A 17,578-nucleotide genomic window follows, 5' to 3' on the forward strand; every position below is an offset into this window, starting at 1 on the left:
GGAGTACTCCGCACATGCCACCGGCGTCCGTTAGCGTAGTGGCTCGCCGGGTCAGAAGGAGATAAGGGTACGGTGCAGAATTCCTCGATTCCCGGAGAGATTCCCCACGCCCCGGGTCCCGCGCCCCACCGGCCCGTCCGATTTGTCGGGCGTGCCCTGACCTGCGGCGTTTTCGCGCTGGCCGGCGTGCTGTTCTACGTCAGCGCGCACGCCGCGAACGGCATCGACCTGCGCACCGACAACTCGCTGCTGCAGCTGAGCGACGTCATACAGCAGCGCAGCGACCAGAACCAGCAGACCCAGTCCGACCTCACCGACCTCCAGCAGCGCGCGGACCAGCTGGCCGGACACCAGGGGCAGAGCCCGGCCGACGCCGACCGGCTCGCCGCGCTCCAGCAGGAGGCCGGCCTCACCCCGCTGCAGGGCCCCGGCCTGACCGTCACCCTGAACGACGCGCCGCCGAACGCCACCGCCCGCATCCCGGGCGTCCCCGAGCCGGGCGTCAACGACCTGGTGATCCATCAGCAGGACATTCAGGCCGTGGTCAACGCCCTGTGGCGGGGTGGGGCGGCGGGCATCCAGGTGATGGACCAGCGGCTGATCTCCACCAGCGCGGTGCGCTGCGTCGGCAACACGCTGCTGCTCCAGGGCCGGGTCTACTCGCCGCCGTACGTGATCCGGGCGGTCGGCAGGACGGCCGAGCTCAAGGCGGCGGTGGACGGCGACCCGTCGATCCGCAACTACCTGCAGTACGTCACCGCGTACGGGCTGGGCTGGAAGGTCCAGGAGAGCACCGAGCTGGCCATGCCCGGCTACACCGGCACCACTGACCTGCAGGTCGCCACCGCACAGCCGTAGCGCCGCCCCGGGCCCGCGGGTAGCACGGGCGGGCGACCTGTGCGGGAGATCGGCCGCAGCCGCAGTCCCGCACAGGTGGGAGGTCTACTCTGGTCCCCACTGCCCATCACCTAGGGAGCACCATGTACGGCTGGATCTGGCGCCATCTTCCGGGCAACGCCCTGGTCCGGGCCGTCATCTCGCTGCTGCTGGTACTCGGTGTGGTCTACGTGCTTTTCCAGTACGTCTTCCCCTGGGCGGAACCGCTGCTCCCCTTCAACGACGTCACAGTCAACAACGGCGGTGCCGGCTGACCGCCGCCCGCCCGGCCGCTCTGATCCCCCGTACCCCGCACCTCACCGGAGTTAGCGCGAATGACCCCGCCTGTCACCGCCCCGCGGATTCTCGTGGTCGACAACTACGACAGCTTCGTCTTCAACCTGGTCCAGTACCTGTACCAGCTCGGCGCGACCTGTGAGGTGGTCCGCAACGACGCGGTGACGGTCGAGGAGGCGGTGCACCGCGACGGCGACCGCGGCTTCGACGGCGTGCTGCTCTCCCCCGGCCCCGGCGCGCCCGAGGAGGCCGGCGTCTGCATCGACATGGTGCGCCACTGCGCCGACACCGGGCTGCCGCTGTTCGGCGTCTGCCTGGGGCTGCAGTCGATCGCGGTGGCCTACGGCGCCGTGGTCGACCGGGCGCCCGAGCTGCTGCACGGCAAGACCTCGCTGGTCAGCCACGAGGACGGCGGCGTCTTCGCGGGGCTGCCCTCGCCGATGACGGCCACCCGCTACCACTCGCTGGCGGTCGAGCCGGACACCGTGCCGCAGGAGCTGGTGGTCACCGCGCGCACCGACAGCGGTGTGATCATGGGCCTGCGGCACCGCGAACTGCCGGTCGAGGGCGTCCAGTTCCACCCCGAGTCGGTGCTCACCGAGGGAGGGCACCGGATGCTGGCCAACTGGTTGGCGCAGTGCGGCGACCCGGAGGCGGTAGGCCGCTCGGCCGGGCTCGCCCCGGTGATCGGCCGGGGCTGAGGTCATGACGGCGGTGCGTCCGGAGGGGCGCCGGGACACGGGGTACGGGCAGCAGCAGCCGTACGGCGGCCCGGAGCCGGACGGCTGGGGTGTGTACGAGACCGCACAGACCGCTCAGCTGCCGGTGATCGAACCCCAGGAGCTCTACCGGCCCGGGCCGGCCCAGCAGGGCGACTACCCGTGGCTGGCCGACCAGACCCTCCAGCTGCGGGCGATAGCGGTGGACGCCGCGCCGGCGGACGGCGAGGCGGCCGCCGCGGGCCGGGCCGACCGGCGCCGGGCCCAGGGCGGGGTCTCGATGCGCTCCGGCAACGGCCGCAGGCGGGCCGCAGGGCGCCGTTCACCGGTGCCCCGGCCCAAGGAGGCCAAGGGCGTCATCGCAGCCCGGCTGGTCGGCGAACTCTGCATCACGCTCGGCCTGGTGATGCTGCTCTTCGTCTCGTACCAGCTGTGGTGGACCAACGTGCAGGCGGACGCCTCCGCCAGCAGCGCGCGCAACAAGCTGGAGAAGCAGTGGGCCGCGCCCGCCGCGCCGGCCCCCGGTGCGCCCGCGCCCAAGGACCCGGGGGTCTTCGCCCCCGGCCAGGGCTTCGCGATCCTCTTCGTCCCCAAGCTCGGCCTCCAGTACCCGATCGCCGAGGGCACCGACACCGAGAAGGTCCTCAACAAGGGCCTGGTCGGCCACTACACCGGCACCGCGATGCCGGCCGATGCCAGCGGAAACTTCGCGGTGGCCGCCCACCGGACCACCCACGGCCAGCCGTTCCGCCGGCTCGCCGAACTCGGGCCCGGCGACAAGGTCGTGGTGGAGACCGCCACGTCCTTCTACACCTACGAGGTGGAGGGCGGCATCCCCGAGACCTCGCCGACGAACGTGACGGTGCTTCAGCCGATCCCCAAGGGCTCGCCGTTCAGCCAACCGGGTCGCTACCTGACGATGACCACCTGTACGCCCGAGTTCAGTGCGCGGGGGCGGCTCATCGTCTTTGGCAAGATGATTGCCGAACAACCGAGGAGCCAGGGGCAGCCTCCGGCGCTGACGACTCCCTAGAGGCCCGGGGGCGTGGGCGTGCCGAGCGGCCCGCGGTCACAGCGTGAGGCGGGACCACGTGAGGCAGCAGCGGACGGCAGTCAGGCGCACGCGTAGCCGGGGGGCGGCGCTGTTCGGCGCCGCCGGGGAGCTGCTGATCACGGCGGGGCTGGTGCTGGCGCTCTTCGTCGGCTACTCCCTCTGGTGGACCGACCTGGTCGCCGACGGACGGTCCGGGCAGGCCGGCGACCGGCTGCGCCGGGCCTGGACGGCGCCGTCCGGCGCCGCGTCACCCGAGCGCGTGTACCAGGCGGGTGACGGAGTGGGATTCCTGCACGTCCCGGCGATGGGCCGGGACTACCAGGTGCTGATCCGGATGGGGACCAGCCCGGACGTCCTCAACGAGGGCGTGGCAGGGGTCTACCAGGAGCCCTACCGCTCGGCGCTGCCCTGGGACGCCTCCGGCAACTTCGCGCTCGCGGCGCACCGGGACGGGCACGGCGCGAAGTTCCACGACCTGGACGCGGTCGGCAAGGGCGCGGCGGTGGTGGTGGAGACCCGGGACCGCTGGTACGTCTACCGGGTGGACGCCGTGCTGGAGCAGACGTCCAAGTACGACACCGGCATCATCGCCCCGGTCCCGGAGGGCTCCGGATACCGCGGGCCCGGCCACTACATCACCCTGACGACCTGTACGCCGGTCTACACCTCGCGCTACCGGATGGCGGTCTGGGGCAGCCTGGTCAGGGTCGACCCGGTGGACGCCCAGCGGACGCCCCCACCGGAGCTGCGGACGGGCTGACCGGCCGCCCGGTGCCGGGAACGCCCGAAGGGGCTGTCGACGTGGTGTCGGCAGCCCCTTCGGGGTGGGGGTGGTCAGGGGCTAGTTGCCGCCCTGGGGTGTGAAGGGCGGGCCGCCGAAGGTGCCGCCGATGGGCCCTTTGGTGCTGCCGCCACCGGGGGTGGTGGTGATCACGATGTTCATGGTGGGGTCGACCAGCAGGTTCGGCCCGGGGCTGGTGCTGACCACGACCGCGTTGTTGTCGCTGGGGCCGTTGAAGGTGAAGCCGAGCCCGGCGCCCTTCAGGGCGGCGGTGGCGTCCTTCACGGACTTGCCGGTGACGTCCGGGACCTGGATCTTCGCCGGGGCGGCGTAGATGATCAGGGTGATCTTCGAGCCGGGGGCTGCCTTGCCGTTGGCGGCGGGGCTCTGCGAGGCGACCGTGCCGACCACCTTGCTGGGGTCGGTGGACGGCGTGGTCTTGGAGGAGTCCACCGTGAAGTTGGCGTCGGTCAGCTGCTGGGTGGCCACGTCGGTGGTCTCGCCGACCACGGAGGGGACGTTCACCTTGCCGGGACCCTGCGAGATGGTCAGGGTGATCGTGGCGCCCGCGGGGGCCTGGCTGCCGGCCGCCGGGCTCGTAGAGATGACGGAGTCCTGCGGGACGGTGGGGTCGTTGGCGTACTGCGGCGTGCCGAGCACGAAGCCGGCGGTGGTCAGCGCCTGGTTGGCGGCGTCCTTGGGCTTGCCGGTGACGTCCGGGACCGCCGTCTGGGCCGGGCCGCTGGAGAGCTGGACGGTGATCGTGGAGCTCGAGGCGACCTTGGCGCCGGCGGCCGGGTTCTGCTTGCAGACCATGCCGCTGGGCTGGTCCGGGCAGGCGACCGGGGCGCCCTGGGTGACCTGGAGGCCGGAGCCCGCGGCCTGCGCGGCGGCCTGTGCGTCGGAGAAGGACTTGCCGGCCAGCGACGGGACGGTGACCTGGCCGCCACCGCCGGGGCCCTTGAACATCGCGGTGGCCACGAAGAACGAGCCCACCAGGACCAGCACCGCCGCGACGGCGAGGATGATCCACGAGGTGTTGCTCTTCTTCGGCTGCTCGTCGCGGCGGCGCCCGGCGCGGCCCTGGCCGTCGTCGTAGCCGTCGTTGCCGCCGCCGTAGCCGTCGTACTCGTCGTTCTGGTAGCCGCCGGGGCCCTGGCCGTAGCCCTGCTGCGGGCCGCCGACCGGGGGCAGCATGGTGGTCGGCGCGCCGCCGCCCTGCTGGGGCAGCAGGTTGGTCTGGCCGTACGGGTCGTGCTGCTGCGGGTAGCCGTTCTGGTCGTAGCCGTAGCCGCCCATGCCGTAGGCGGCGGCCTGCTGGGCGGCGGCGACCGGGAGGCCGTCGAGGAAGCGCTCGATGTCGTCGCGCATCTCGTCGGCGCTCTGGTAGCGGTAGTCGCGGTCCTTGGCGAGCGCCTTGAGCACGATCGCGTCGACCTCGGGGCGGACCTCGGGGTCGTAGGCGGACGGCGGCTGGGCCTCCTCGCGCACGTGCTGGTAGGCCACCGCGACCGGCGAGTCGCCGACGAACGGCGGGCGGACGGTCAGCAGCTCGTACAGCAGGCAGCCGGTGGAGTAGATGTCGGATCGCGCGTCGACCGTCTCGCCCTTGGCCTGCTCGGGGGAGAGGTACTGCGCGGTGCCGATCACGGCCGAGGTCTGGGTCATCGTCATGCCGGCGTCGCCCATGGCGCGCGCGATGCCGAAGTCCATCACCTTGACGTTGCCCTGGCGGGTCAGCATCACGTTGGCGGGCTTGATGTCGCGGTGCACGATGCCGGCGCGGTGCGAGTACTCCAGCGCCTGCAGGATGCCGATGGTCATCTCCAGCGCGCGCTCGGGCAGCAGCCGGCGCCCGGAGTGCAGCAGCTCGCGCAGCGTGGAGCCCTCGACGTACTCCATCACGATGTACGGGATGGAGATGCCGTCGATGTAGTCCTCGCCGGTGTCGTACACGGCGACGATGGCGGGGTGGTTCAGCGAGGCCGCGGACTGCGCCTCACGGCGGAAGCGGGCTTGGAAGGACGGATCCCGGGCCATGTCGGCCCGGAGCGTCTTCACTGCGACGGAGCGGCCGAGCCGGGTGTCATGGCCGAGGTACACCTCGGCCATGCCGCCGCGTCCGAGGACGCCGCCGAGCTCGTACCTGCCGCCGAGGCGACGAGGCTCTTCCATAGTTCCGACCCTCTCCCTCACCGGCCGGTGAGGATGTGACGTAGGTGTCCCCGCACGCTCTGAAGTGACGCTGTCCTCGCCACGGTGGTTCTGTGACTCATGTCCCACACCGGAGCGGGACAGGAACTTCAGGGCACACTCGCTGCTTGCGGATACGCTACCGGTCGCGTGCGGCACAACTCGACACGCCCGGCAGCTGAGACCAGACCGGTATCCGGGTCAGGGTACGGGACCGGAGCGGACCGGCGAAGGACCTACTGGCCGATCACGGCCTGCATGATGGACTTGGCGATCGGGGCCGCGATGCTGCCGCCGCTGATCTCGTTGCTCGAGGCCGCGCCGTCCTCGACCACCACCGCGACCGCCACCGGCGCGCTGTCGCCGACCTTGGCGTAGCTGACGAACCAGGCGAACGGCAGGCCGCTGTTGTCCTGGCCGTGCTGTGCGGTGCCGGTCTTGCCGCCCACCTCGACGCCGTTGATCTGCGCTTTCCTGCCGGTGCCGTTCTGCACCACGTCGACCATCATCTGCTGGAGCTTCTGCGCGGTGGCCGCGCTGATCGGCTGGCCCATCTGGTGCTCGGTGTGCTTGGAGATCGTGGTGCTGTTGGCTGAGCGCTCCTCGTCGACGAGGTAGGGCTGCATCAGCTTGCCGTTGTCGGCGATGGCCGAGGCGACCATGGCCATCTGCAGCGGGGTGGCCGCGGTGTTGTGCTGGCCGATCGCGTCCATCGCGGTGCCGTCCGGCGAGGAGTTGGTCGGGAAGACGCTGGGCGCGGAGCGGATCGGGGTGTCCACCGTGCTGTTGAAGCCGAACTTCTGGGCCTGGGCGAGCAGCTTCTGCCCGCCCAGCTCGGCGCCGATCTTGCCGAAGACGGTGTTGCAGGAGATCGCCAGCGCGTCCTTGAGGGTCGCGTTGGTGCACTGCTCGTCGGGGTTGTCGTTGTTCAGCTGGGTGTTGGTGCCCGGCAGGGTGTAGACCTGCGGGGTGTCGGTCGGGTCGTCGATGTTCTGGAACTTGCCGGTCTCGAACGCGGTCGCGGCGGTGACCAGCTTGAAGGTCGAGCCCGGCGGGTACGTCTGGCGCAGCGCCCGGTTCAGCATCGGCTGGTTGGGGTCCGCGTTGAGGGACTTCCAGGCGGCGCTGTCGGAGTCGGCGGTTCCGGCGATGCTGCTCGGGTCGTACGACGGGGTGCTGACCAGTGCCAGGATCGCGCCGGTGCGCGGGTCGATGGCGACCGCGGCGCCCTTCTTGTCGCCCAGCCCGTCGAAGGCCGCCTTCTGGGCCTTGGCGTTGATCGTGGTGACCACGTCGCCGCCCTGCTGCTGCTTGCCGGTCAGCATGTCCAGCGTGTTGCGGAAGAAGAGCCGGTCGTCGGTGCCGGACAGGATCGGGTCCTCCAACTGCTCCAGCTGGTTGCTGCCGAAGCTCTGCGAGGAGTAGCCGGTGACCGGGGCGTACATCGCGCCGTCCGTCCAGGCGGTCTTGTACTTGTAGCGGTAGCCGTTGACGAAGGCGGAGCTGGTGACCGGCTGGCCGCTGACGATGATGTTGCCGCGCGGGTAGGCGTACCGGTCGTACTTGACCCGGTCGTTGTACGGGCTGTTGGCGTAGCTGTCGGCCTGGACGCCCTGGATCCAGTTGGTGCGCAGCAGCAGCGCCATGATCAGGAGCAGGCAGAAGACGGAGACCCGTCGAATGGGCTTGTTCAAGAGACGGGTCCCCTCCTCGATCCTGGCAGCAGCTGGTCGGTGCGGCGTGAGTCATTCAACCGCACCTTTCTTTACGCTCCGACCGCCCGGGTCGGTTCCGGCGCCGGACGGCGGGCGCTGTCGCTGATCTTCAGCAGCAGGGCGATCAGGACCCAGTTGGCGATCACCGAGGAGCCGCCCTGGGCCATGAAGGGCATCGTCATGCCGGTCAGCGGGATCAGCCCGGTGACGCCGCCCGCCACCACGAAGACCTGGAGGGCCAGGGCCGAGCCGAGTCCGACGGCGAGCAGCTTGCCGAACGGGTCGCGGGCCGCCAGCGCGGTGCGCAGCGCCCGCTGCACGATCAGTCCGTACACCGCGAAGAGCGCCATCAGGCCGGTCAGGCCCAGCTCCTCGCCGAAGGAGCCCAGGATGAAGTCGCTCTTGGCGGCGAAGCCGATCAGCCAGGAGCGGCCCTGGCCGAGCCCGGTGCCGGTGATGCCGCCGCTGCCGAAGGCGAAGAGCGCCTGGCCGATCTGCTCGGTGGAGCCGGCCGGCGGGTGCGGGCCGAAGGCGGCCAGCGGGTCGAGCCAGGCGTTGATGCGGACCCTGACGTGGTTCTCGGCGGAGCCCACCAGGGCCGCGCCGGCCACCGCGAGCAGCAGGCCGAAGACGATCCAGCTGGTCCGCTCGGTGGCGACGTAGAGCATCACCACGAAGAGGCCGAAGAAGAGCAGCGAGCTGCCGAGGTCGGTCTCGAAGACCAGGATCAGGATGCTCAGCACCCAGACCACCAGGATCGGGCCCAGGTCGCGTCCGCGCGGCAGGTAGAGGCCCAGCACCCGGCGGCTGGCCAGCGCCAGGGCGTCCCGGTTGGCCGTCAGGTAGCCGGCGAAGAAGACCGCCAGGATGATCTTCGCGAACTCACCGGGCTGGATCGAGAAGCCGCCCAGGTGGATCCAGATCTTCGCCCCGAAGTCGCTCGCGCGGGCCGGGAAGAAGGCGGGCGCGGCGAGCAGCACCAGGGCGGCGGCCATCGAGACGTAGGTGTACCGCTGGAGCACCCGGTGGTCCCTGAGCAGGACGATCACCGTGCCGAAGAGGGCCACCCCGAGGCCGGACCAGAGCAGCTGGTTGGCGGCGGCCGGGTAGTTGTTCGGGAGCAGCGGTCCGGCCTTGTCCAGCCGCCAGATCATCACCAGCCCGAGGCCGTTGAGGAGCATCGCCAGCGGCAGCAGCAGCGGGTCGGCGTAGGGCGCGAAGCGGCGCATCACCAGGTGCGCGAACAGCGCGAGCGCCCCCATGCCGAGCCCGTACTCCAGCATGCCCGCGGGCAGCCGCCGGTCGAGTGCCAGGCCGACGTTGGCGTAGGCCAGCATCGGCAGCAGCACGGCGATGGCGAGCAGGCTCAGCTCGGTGTTGCGCCGGTTGGGCGCGCCGGGTGAGCCCAAGCCCGCGGTGCGGCCGATCCGGCCGTTGAGCAGGAAGGCGCTGAGGTTCAGCGCTCCCCCGCCCGACGGCTGGTCGGCGCGCATGTCAGGCGGACGCGCAGTCGGCGGCCAGTGTCTGCTCCTCCGGGGTGAGCACCGGCCCGCTGGGTGATGCGGCGGGCGGTGGGGGCGTGCTCGGGGCCGGCGTGCTGGGCGCCGGCGTCGTACTGGGGGACGCCGTGCCCGCGGCGGGCGAGGCGCCCACCTTGGGTGCGGCCAGGAACGCGGCGCCGGTGACCGCCCCGCCGGTGTTCAGCGAGGACGGCGTGGGCGAGGCTCCGGTCGCCGCGGTGCCGGTCGGCTTGGCGCCCTCGGAGACCTTCTTGCAGACCGCGGCCTGCGCGTCGAAGGCCTGCACCCGCTTGGTGGCGGCGTCCAGGCTGTCGGCGTCGATGGTGTTCTTGAGCTGGTTCTGCTGGTAGACCGGCAGGTACTTCAGCTCGACGTTCGGGTACTCCTGGTAGACCGAGGAGAGGCTGAGACCGGCCAGGTTCTGGCTGATCCCCCGGTAGACCGCGACGTGGCCGCTGTCCTCGGCGACGTAGTACTGCCCCTGGGTCCACTGCCAGCCGCCGTACGCGGCGCCGCCGACCAGGCCCAGTGCGACCACCAGGATCGCCGAGCGCTTGAACCAGCGGCGCTTGCGCGGCGCCTCCTCGGCCGGCGGGTAGTCCTCGGCCCGGTAGCCGGCCGCGTCGTACTCGCCGGCCGGGGCCGGTGCGCCGTAGCCCTCGGGGCTCTGCGCCGCCGCGCCGTAGCCGTCCGCGGGGTACTCGGTGCCGTAGCCCTCGGCCGGGCCGAAGCCGCCCTGGGACTGGTCGTAGCCGGCGTCGTACCCCTGGTCGTAGCCGCCCTGGTAGCCGTCGGCCGGACCGAAGGCGCCCTGCGGGGCCGGCGGCTGCTGGCGGCCGAGGCCGGCCGCGCGGCCGGCCGGGGTGTCGATGATCGCGTGGTCGGTGGCCGTCCCGTGCGGGCCCTCGGCGACCGCGCCGACGACCATCGGGATGCCCGCGAACTGGCCGCTGAGGGTGTCGGTGGCGCCGACCTCGATGACGTCCGCGACGATGCAGGTGATGTTGTCGGGGCCGCCGCCGCGCAGGGCGAGCTGGATCAGCTCCTGGATGGTCTGCTCGGGGGCGTAGAAGCTCCCGAGGGTCTCCTCCAGGGTCTGGTGGCTGACCGGGCCGGAGAGGCCGTCTGAGCAGATCAGGTAGCGGTCGCCGGCCCGGACCTCGCGGATCGACAGGTCGGGCTCGACCTGGCCGCGGCCGTCCAGCGCGCGCATCAGCAGGGAGCGCTGCGGGTGGGTCTCGGCCTCCTCCGCGGTGATCCGGCCCTCGTCCACCAAACGCTGCACCCAGGTGTGGTCCTGGGTGATCTGGGTCAGCGAGCCGTCCCGCAGCAGGTAGGCGCGGGAGTCGCCGACGTGGGCCAGGCCCATCCGCTCGCCGGTCCACAGCAGCGCGGTCAGGGTGCAGCCCATGCCCTCCAGCTGCGGGTCCTGCTCGACCATGACGCGCAGTCGCTCGTTGGCGGCGTGCACGGCGTCGCTGAGCAGGGTCAGCAGGTCGGCGCGCAGGTCGGCCTCGTCCAGCGAGACGATCGAGCTGAGGGCCTCCGAGGAGGCGACCTCGCCGGCCGCCGCCCCGCCCATGCCGTCGGCCACGGCCAGCAGGCGCGGGCCGGCGTAGCCGGAGTCCTCGTTCCCCTCCCGGATCAGTCCCTTGTGGGATCCGGCGGCGAACCGCAGCACGAGGCTCATTCTGTGCGTGCCCCCCTCTGGGCCTCGCGCACGGCAGCGGCAGCAGCGTGGCTGCCGTCCCGGCTGGTCATGGACGGGGTGCTGTCCCTCATGCGCTACTACTTCCGCAGTTCGATGACGGTCCTGCCGATACGGATCGGCATACCCGGCTGGAGCGGCGTCGGCGTGGTCAGCCGCTGCCGGTCCAGATAGGTGCCGTTGGTGGAGCCTAGATCCTCTACGGTCCACTGCCCAGCCTGATCCGGGTAGATCCTGGCATGGCGGGAGGATGCGTAGTCGTCGTCGAGCACGATGGTGGAGTCGTGCGCGCGGCCGAGCGTGATGGTCTGGCCCTGCAACGCCACCGTCGTGCCGGTCAGCGAACCTTCGACCACGACCAGCTGGCTGGGTGCGCCGCGGCGGCCGCGGCCCAGCTGCTGGGTGGCGTCGCGCTGGGCCTGCGCGGGCGGTGCCTGCTGCGGCCGGGGCGGCGGCGTGCCCGCGCCCGCGCCGGCCGCGCTGCCCGCCGCCCGCCGGCCGCCCTTGGCGGTGCCCTTGGCGCCGAACATGTCGCTGCGGATCACCTGCACCGCAACGATGACGAACAGCCACAGCACAGCCAGGAACCCCAGCCGCATGACTGTCAGGGTCAGTTCTGACACCGGTACCCCGCCCTACCCTTCGACCTGTCGGTAGATGATCGTCGTGCTGCCCACGACGATCCTCGAGCCGTCGCGGAGCGTAGCGCGCTGGGTGTGCTGTCCGTCCACCACGATGCCGTTGGTGGACCCCAGGTCGAGCACCATCGCGGGGGTGCCGGGGCGGATCTCGGCGTGTTTGCGGGAGACTCCGGGGTCGTCGATCCGGACGTCGGCCTCGGTGGAGCGGCCCAGCACGCAGGCGGTGCCGGTGATCTGGTGGCGGGTGCCGTTGACCTCGATCCAGCGGCGCGTGTTGGCGCCGGCGCCCGAGCCGGGGAACGGCCGGACGTTGCTCGGGGCGGGCGGCATCGGCGGCATCGCGGGGGGCGAGTTCGGCGGCGGGGGAGCGCCCCCGAAGGTCGGCGAGCTGCTCTGCTGCCACGGTGCGCCGGGCGCCTCGGTGGCCGGACCGCGGCCGTAGCCGGCCGGCGGCTGCTGGGCCGGGGCCTCGGGGGTCTCGGTCGCCAGCGTGCGGCTGCGCACCCGGTAGAGGCCGGTGTCCAGGTCGTCCGCGCGTTCGAGATTGACCTGGAGCGGGCCGAGGAAGCTGTAGCGCTGCGCCTCCGCGTACTCCAGGACCATGCCGGAGAGCTCCTGGCCGAGCTGGCCCGCGTAGGGGCTGAGCCGCTCGTAGTCGTGCGCGCTGAGCTCGACGATGAAGTCGTTGGGCACCACGGTGCGGTCGCGGTTCCAGATCGTGGCGTTGTTGTCGCACTCGCGCTGCAGCGCTCCGGCGATCTCCACGGGCTGGACCTCGGACTTGAACACCTTGGCGAAGGTGCCGTTGACCAGACCCTCGAGTCGCTGCTCGAACTTCTTCAGGACTCCCATGGGGCACCCCCTTCCAAGGGTTCTACCGGCTCGGCCCGGGCTTGATTGCGGTACTTCCGTACTGATCGTATCCACGCCGCGGCCATCCGTACGGTTCCCCGGCCGGGCGGTGCCCGGTCGTGGGCTTGCGCACACCGCTTCGCCCAGGTCTGCCCGGTGGCGAAGAGGTACCCCTCGGGAACGGCCCTCACCCCTGGGCCGTTCCCGGCTCACCCGTTCGCCAGGCCGTTCGAGTCGCGGTCCGGGCAGACCTGTGCAGGTGGGCCGGGGCGAGGGATTCGTAGGTTCCCCGGAGAGCGTGCTAATGTTTCTCATGTCGGAAGGGGCGCCCGAGAGGGAGCCGAAGCCGGACGGAAGATCGAGAAGCGGGTCCAAACCGATTCGAAATCATCCGGACGATCGGTTAGCATCTACGACATCACCCATGCGCGGGTGGCGGAATAGGCAGACGCGCTGGATTCAGGTTCCAGTGCCCGAAAGGGCGTGGGGGTTCAACTCCCCCCTCGCGCACAGTAAGGAACGAGCCCCACCCGGATGATCCGGGTGGGGCTCGTTCTGTTTGCATGCCCGTGTTGTGCACCCGTGGCCCGCCGTTGGGCAGGCCACGGGACGGCCGTTCAGCCGCGATCCGAACCCGGCGTGTAGAGGATGTCGCGGGCCTGCTCCGCGGCGCGGACGATGGTCTCGCTGATGAAGTCGCTGAAGCGGGCGATGTTCTCCAGGCGGACGGCGGCCGGGCTGTCGCGGCCGAGGACGCCGACGCCCTGTCGGGCGGTCTCGGCGATCTGGGCGATGCCGCGGGCGCTGGCGATCGTCGACTGGTACCAGACGTCCTCGTCGACGAAGTAGCGCTCGCGGCGGCGGTCGTCGCGTTCCCGGCGGATGAGGCCCTGCTCTTCCAGGAACGAGATCGACTTGGAGACGGACGCCGGGCTGACCTGGAGCTGCTGGACGAGTTCGGACGCGGTGAGGTTGCCCGCGTCGGCGATGAAGAGGCAGGTCAGCACCCGAGCCGTCATCTTGGGCAGGCCCTGTTGCATCAGCAGGGTGGTGAACGCCTCCTCGTACTCGCGCACGGCCGCGTCGTCGCGTCCGTGGGCCTGGGCCGGCGTGCCCTGGCCGCGGGGTGCGGCCTGCCGGTGCCGGTGGGCGCGGCGTTCGGTGGCGCGGTGCGCCAGGTCGGCGCGGTAGGTGGTGGGGCCGCCGTTGCGCAGCACCTCGCGCGTGATCGTCGAGGTGGGGCGGTCGAGGCCTCGGGCGATCTCCGCGTAGGCGAGGCCGTCGGCCAGCCCCAGCGCGATCTGCTGGCGTTCCTGCTGGGTGAGCCTGCCTCCCGGCATCGCGATCTCCCTTCACGCTTCTCTGATGCCTCGAGCATAGCGTTCACTCTCCATCCAATGCAACGAGAAGGGCGGCTGACGTTGCGTTAGAACTAAAGTCATTGCAACGATAATGGGGGTTCTACCTGCGCTGATGCCGAATATACGCAACGAGCTTGTTGCCACATCCTTGAACGCAACGTAGCGTTTCTCAAGTCAGAAACAGAAGCGCACAAGGAGAGCACGATGCAGAAGTTCGACACCCCCACCCCGATCTCCGCCGTCCTCGACATCCCCGCGGGGCGCATCCAGTTCATCGCCGCCGACCGGACCGACACCAGGGTCGAGGTGCTGCCCGCCAACGCCTCCAAGGGCCGCGACGTGAAGGCGGCGGAGCAGGCCACGGTCGTCTACCGCGACGGCGTCCTGCGGATCGAGGCACCGGCGGCGAAGAACCAGTACTTCGGCCCCTCCGGGTGCATCGAGGTGACCGTCCAGCTGCCCGCCGGCTCGAGCATCGACGCGAAGTCGTCCTGCGCTGAGTTCCGGGGTGTCGGACGCCTCGGCGACGTCGCCTGCGAGGGCGCGTACGGCCCGGTCAAGATCGACGAGGCCGCGAGCGTGCGCCTGGCCGCGCACGTCGGTGACGTCTCGGTCGGCCGGCTGACCGGCCCCGCGGAGATCAGCACCCAGAAGGGCGACATCCACATCGCCGAGGCCAGCTCCGGCACGGTCGTGCTGAGCACCCAGGTCGGCGACGTGACGGTCGGCGCCGCCCGCGGAGTCTCCGCCTCCCTGGACGCCGGCACCGGCTACGGCCGGATCCACAACGCGCTGAAGAACACCGACGGCGCCGCCGCCGGCCTGAACATCCACGCGACCACCACCCACGGCGACATCGCCGCCCGCAGTCTCTGAGGAGCACCCATCATGACCAAGCTGGCCATCGCGGCGAACGGGCTGCGCAAGTCCTACGGCGACCAGGTCGTGCTCGACGGCGTCGACCTGGCCGTCCCCGAGGGAACGGTCTTCTCCCTGCTCGGCCCGAACGGCGCCGGCAAGACCACCGCCGTGAAGATCCTCTCCACCCTCGTCCGCGCCGACCCCGGCACCGGCGACATCCACATCGGCGGCCACAACCTGGCCACCGACCCCCAGGCGGTGCGCGCCGCGATCGGCGTCACCGGCCAGTTCTCCGCCGTCGACGGCCTGATCACCGGCGAGGAGAACATGCTTCTCATGGCGGACCTTCACCACCTCTCCCGCAGCGAGGGCCGGCGCACCGCCGCCGAACTGCTGGAGCGCTTCGACCTGGTGGAGGCGGCGAAGAAGCCCGCCTCCACCTACTCCGGCGGCATGAAGCGCCGCCTGGACATCGCGATGACGCTGGTCGGCAACCCGCGGATCATCTTCCTCGACGAGCCGACCACCGGCCTCGACCCGCGCTCCCGGCACACCATGTGGCAGATCATCCGGGAGCTGGTCTCCGACGGCGTCACCGTCTTCCTCACCACGCAGTACCTGGACGAGGCCGACGAGCTCGCCGACCGCATCGCGGTGCTCAACGACGGCAGGATCGCCGCCCACGGCAGCGCCGCGGAGCTGAAGCGGCTCGTCCCGGGCGGGCACGTCCGGCTCCGCTTCACCGACCCGGCCGCGTACCAGGGCGCCGCCCGCACGCTCGGCGACGCCACCCGCGACGACGACTCCCTCGCGCTGCGGGTCCCCAACGACGGCAGCCAGCGCGAGCTGCGCTCGATCCTCGACCGGCTGGACCTCGCCGGCATCGAGGCGGACGAGCTGACCGTGCACACCCCCGACCTCGACGACGTGTTCTTCGCCCTGACCGGCAGCGCCGATATCCCCAGCCAGTCCAAGGAGGCTGTCCGATGAGCTCCCTCTCCCTCGCTGTGCGCGACTCGTCCACGATGCTGCGCCGCAACCTCCTGCACGCCCGGCGCTACCCGTCCCTCACCCTGAACCTGCTGCTCACCCCGATCATGCTGCTGCTGCTCTTCGTCTACGTCTTCGGCGACACGATGAGCTCGGGCATCGGCGGGGGCGCTCCGAACCGCTCCGCGTACATCGCGTACCTCGTCCCGGGCCTGCTGCTGATGACCATCGGCAGCACAGTGGTCGGAACCGCGGTGTCCGTCTCCAACGACATGACCGAGGGCATCATCGCCCGCTTCCGCACGATGGCGATCCACCGTCCTTCGGTGCTCGTCGGGCACGTGGTCGGCAGCGTGCTGCAGTCGATCATGAGCGTGGTCCTGGTGGGCGCCGTCGGCGTGGCCATCGGCTTCCGGTCCAGGGGTGCCGGCGTCCTGGAGTGGCTGGCGGCGTTCGGGCTGCTCGTGCTCTTCGCCCTGGCGGTCACCTGGATCGCGGTCGGCATGGGCCTGGTGAGCCCGAACGCCGAGGCCGCCAGCAACAACGCGGTGCCGCTGGTCCTGCTGCCGCTGCTCTCCAGTGCCTTCGTCCCGATCCACTCCATGCCCGGCTGGTTCCAGCCGATCGCCGAGTACCAGCCGTTCACGCCCGCCATCGAAACGCTCCGGGGCCTGCTGCTCGGCAGCCGGATCGGCGACAACGGGTGGCTCGCGGTCGTCTGGTGCGTGGGACTCGCGGTGCTCGGCTACTTCTGGTCGACCTCGACGTTCAACCGTGACCCGAAGTAACCGGGAGTTCAGTGCTTGCCGAGCGTGAAGAGCAGGATCAGGAAGGCGGCCCAGACATGGGTGGCCGCGATGTAGATCACCGCGCGCACCAGCATCGCCTTGCGCTTGCTCTTCTCGTCCTTGGTCGCCTGCGGGTTCGCGGCGGTGCTGCTCTTGTTCATCGGGTGGCCTGGGTGCTGGGGGCGGGGGCATCGTGCAGCTGTTCGAGCAGCAGGCCCTGGTCGGTGATCAGCTCGGTGAGGATCCGGCGGGCGGCCCGCAGGAGTTCGGCGACGTCCGGGGTGCTGAGCGCGTACACCACGGTGTTGCCGTCCCGGGTGGCGCTGACCAGCTGGGTGCGGCGCAGCACGGCGAGCTGCTGGGAGAGGCTGGACGCCTCCACGTCTATCTCGGTGAGCAGCTCGCGCACCGGGCGCGGGCCGTCCTGCAGGAGTTCGAGCACGCGGATGCGCACCGGGTGGCCGAGCGTGCGGAAGAACTCCGCCTTGGCCTGGTAGAGCGGGACGGGCACCGGTCAGTCCTCTCCGCGTTCCTCTTCGGGGCTGTGCGCCAGGGCGATCCCGTGCTTCTCCGCCATCCGCAGCAGGCCTGCGATACGGCCCTCGTACGCCTGGACGCCGTCGAGGTCGCCCTCGGCGCGCGCCTTCGCGAGGTCGCCGCGGGCCTGGGCCAGCTGTGCGCGCAACTCTTCGTCGAACAGTCCGGTCACGGCTCCAGCATCTCCGGAGTTGAAGAATTCTTCAAGCAGTCAGACGACCAGCTCGCTCTCGATCCGCCGGGCGTGGTGGCGGGCCAGTGCGAGGTTGGCCCGGGCGCGGTCGAGGACCAGGTAGAGGAAGAGGCCGTGGCTGCCGGTGCTGGTGAGCGGTCGGATCAGGTGGTACTGGTGGGTGAGCGTGCTGAGGATGTCCTCCATCGCCTCCCCCGCACGGCCCTGCAGCTCCACGGCCCGCAGGGTGGCGCGGACCACGTCGGTGCTGCCGGCCGCGGCCAGTGCGAGGTCCAGGTCCGCCGCGTGGCCCATGGTGCCCAGGGCCATCCCGCTGCCGACGTCCACCAGCGCGGCTCCCAGCGCGCCCTCGATGGTCATGGCGTCCTTGAGCGCGTTCTCGATGCCGGACATGTGGTCCTCCTGGCTGATCGGATCGATGGCACGAGGGTAGGGAGTTGGCCGGTGGGTGCCGGTCTGATGACTGGAACTGATCACTACCTGATCACCGGG

The 17,578-nt window shown here is 71.0% G+C and carries 19 protein-coding genes and 1 tRNA gene; 9 read left to right on the top strand and 11 right to left on the bottom strand.

Translation table 11 applies throughout. The annotated features are described in order from the left end of the window. Positions 1-186: 186 nt before the first annotated feature. From P3T37_RS20255 to P3T37_RS20275, 5 genes are all read left to right on the top strand, one after another. Positions 187-858: a DUF881 domain-containing protein gene (locus P3T37_RS20255; RefSeq protein WP_348533261.1), complete on the top strand. Its 672-nt coding sequence runs from the start codon at positions 187-189 to the stop codon at positions 856-858. A 122-nt stretch (positions 859-980) separates the two neighbouring features. Next, positions 981-1,151, top strand: coding sequence for a hypothetical protein (locus P3T37_RS20260; RefSeq protein WP_280725144.1), 171 nt, complete (start codon positions 981-983; stop codon positions 1,149-1,151). A 60-nt stretch (positions 1,152-1,211) separates the two neighbouring features. Beyond that, positions 1,212-1,874, top strand: a complete 663-nt coding sequence (locus P3T37_RS20265; protein WP_280725145.1) for an aminodeoxychorismate/anthranilate synthase component II — start codon at positions 1,212-1,214, stop codon at positions 1,872-1,874. A gap of 4 nt (positions 1,875-1,878) precedes the next feature. Next, positions 1,879-2,925, top strand: a complete 1,047-nt coding sequence (locus P3T37_RS20270; protein WP_280725146.1) for a class E sortase — start codon at positions 1,879-1,881, stop codon at positions 2,923-2,925. Positions 2,926-3,034: 109 nt separating this feature from the next. Beyond that, entirely contained in the window at positions 3,035-3,706 is a 672-nt protein-coding gene (locus P3T37_RS20275) for a class E sortase (RefSeq protein ID WP_280725208.1), read from the top strand. Between the two features lie 81 nt (positions 3,707-3,787). Here P3T37_RS20275 and pknB read toward each other — a convergent pair whose 3' ends face one another. From pknB to P3T37_RS20305, 6 genes are all read right to left on the bottom strand, one after another. After that, positions 3,788-5,902, bottom strand: coding sequence for a Stk1 family PASTA domain-containing Ser/Thr kinase (pknB, locus tag P3T37_RS20280; RefSeq protein WP_280725147.1), 2,115 nt, complete (start codon positions 5,900-5,902; stop codon positions 3,788-3,790). Positions 5,903-6,156: 254 nt separating this feature from the next. Beyond that, positions 6,157-7,614: a penicillin-binding transpeptidase domain-containing protein gene (locus P3T37_RS20285; RefSeq protein ID WP_280725148.1), complete on the bottom strand. Its 1,458-nt coding sequence runs from the start codon at positions 7,612-7,614 to the stop codon at positions 6,157-6,159. A 71-nt stretch (positions 7,615-7,685) separates the two neighbouring features. Continuing rightward, on the bottom strand, positions 7,686-9,128 hold the full coding sequence (locus P3T37_RS20290; protein ID WP_280725149.1) for an FtsW/RodA/SpoVE family cell cycle protein: 1,443 nt from the start codon (positions 9,126-9,128) through the stop codon (positions 7,686-7,688). 1 nt (position 9,129) lies between these two features. After that, positions 9,130-10,845: a protein phosphatase 2C domain-containing protein gene (locus P3T37_RS20295; protein WP_280725150.1), complete on the bottom strand. Its 1,716-nt coding sequence runs from the start codon at positions 10,843-10,845 to the stop codon at positions 9,130-9,132. 98 nt (positions 10,846-10,943) lie between these two features. Continuing rightward, complete coding sequence (locus P3T37_RS20300) at positions 10,944-11,486, bottom strand: FHA domain-containing protein (RefSeq protein WP_280725151.1); 543 nt, start codon at positions 11,484-11,486, stop codon at positions 10,944-10,946. A 12-nt stretch (positions 11,487-11,498) separates the two neighbouring features. Further along, the gene (locus tag P3T37_RS20305; protein WP_280725152.1) at positions 11,499-12,356 is read right to left on the bottom strand and encodes a DUF3662 and FHA domain-containing protein; all 858 of its coding nucleotides are present in this window, start codon (positions 12,354-12,356) and stop codon (positions 11,499-11,501) included. Between the two features lie 426 nt (positions 12,357-12,782). Between P3T37_RS20305 and P3T37_RS20310 the strand changes: the two genes are divergently transcribed. Continuing rightward, a tRNA-Leu gene (locus tag P3T37_RS20310) sits at positions 12,783-12,866 on the top strand. 107 nt (positions 12,867-12,973) lie between these two features. Here the strand turns inward: P3T37_RS20310 and P3T37_RS20315 are convergent. Then, the gene (locus P3T37_RS20315; protein ID WP_280725153.1) at positions 12,974-13,696 is read right to left on the bottom strand and encodes a helix-turn-helix domain-containing protein; all 723 of its coding nucleotides are present in this window, start codon (positions 13,694-13,696) and stop codon (positions 12,974-12,976) included. A 225-nt stretch (positions 13,697-13,921) separates the two neighbouring features. Here P3T37_RS20315 and P3T37_RS20320 point away from each other — a divergent pair, with 225 nt between their 5' ends. From P3T37_RS20320 to P3T37_RS20330, 3 genes are read left to right on the top strand one after another with little or no spacing between them, the layout of a single operon-like run. Further along, entirely contained in the window at positions 13,922-14,593 is a 672-nt protein-coding gene (locus P3T37_RS20320) for a DUF4097 family beta strand repeat-containing protein (RefSeq protein WP_280725154.1), read from the top strand. A gap of 12 nt (positions 14,594-14,605) precedes the next feature. Then, complete coding sequence (locus P3T37_RS20325; protein WP_280725155.1) at positions 14,606-15,568, top strand: ATP-binding cassette domain-containing protein; 963 nt, start codon at positions 14,606-14,608, stop codon at positions 15,566-15,568. Next, positions 15,565-16,356, top strand: coding sequence for an ABC transporter permease (locus tag P3T37_RS20330; protein ID WP_280725156.1), 792 nt, complete (start codon positions 15,565-15,567; stop codon positions 16,354-16,356). The genes P3T37_RS20325 and P3T37_RS20330 overlap by 4 nt, the downstream gene beginning before the upstream one ends. Before the next feature lie 8 nt (positions 16,357-16,364). Here the strand turns inward: P3T37_RS20330 and P3T37_RS20335 are convergent, their stop codons facing one another. Genes P3T37_RS20335 through P3T37_RS20350 form a run of 4 tightly spaced genes read right to left on the bottom strand, consistent with a single transcriptional unit; the run spans position 16,365 to position 17,479 of the window. Further along, positions 16,365-16,517, bottom strand: coding sequence for a DUF6126 family protein (locus tag P3T37_RS20335; protein ID WP_280725157.1), 153 nt, complete (start codon positions 16,515-16,517; stop codon positions 16,365-16,367). After that, positions 16,514-16,867: a metalloregulator ArsR/SmtB family transcription factor gene (locus P3T37_RS20340; protein WP_280725158.1), complete on the bottom strand. Its 354-nt coding sequence runs from the start codon at positions 16,865-16,867 to the stop codon at positions 16,514-16,516. Before P3T37_RS20340 ends, P3T37_RS20335 begins: the two co-directional genes overlap by 4 nt. 3 nt (positions 16,868-16,870) lie before the next feature. Further along, complete coding sequence (locus P3T37_RS20345; RefSeq protein ID WP_280725159.1) at positions 16,871-17,065, bottom strand: hypothetical protein; 195 nt, start codon at positions 17,063-17,065, stop codon at positions 16,871-16,873. Between the two features lie 39 nt (positions 17,066-17,104). Continuing rightward, positions 17,105-17,479: a hypothetical protein gene (locus P3T37_RS20350; protein ID WP_280725160.1), complete on the bottom strand. Its 375-nt coding sequence runs from the start codon at positions 17,477-17,479 to the stop codon at positions 17,105-17,107. Between the last annotated feature and the right edge of the window lie 99 nt (positions 17,480-17,578).

Source organism: Kitasatospora sp. MAA4 (assembly GCF_029893355.1).
Lineage (GTDB): Bacteria > Actinomycetota > Actinomycetes > Streptomycetales > Streptomycetaceae > Kitasatospora.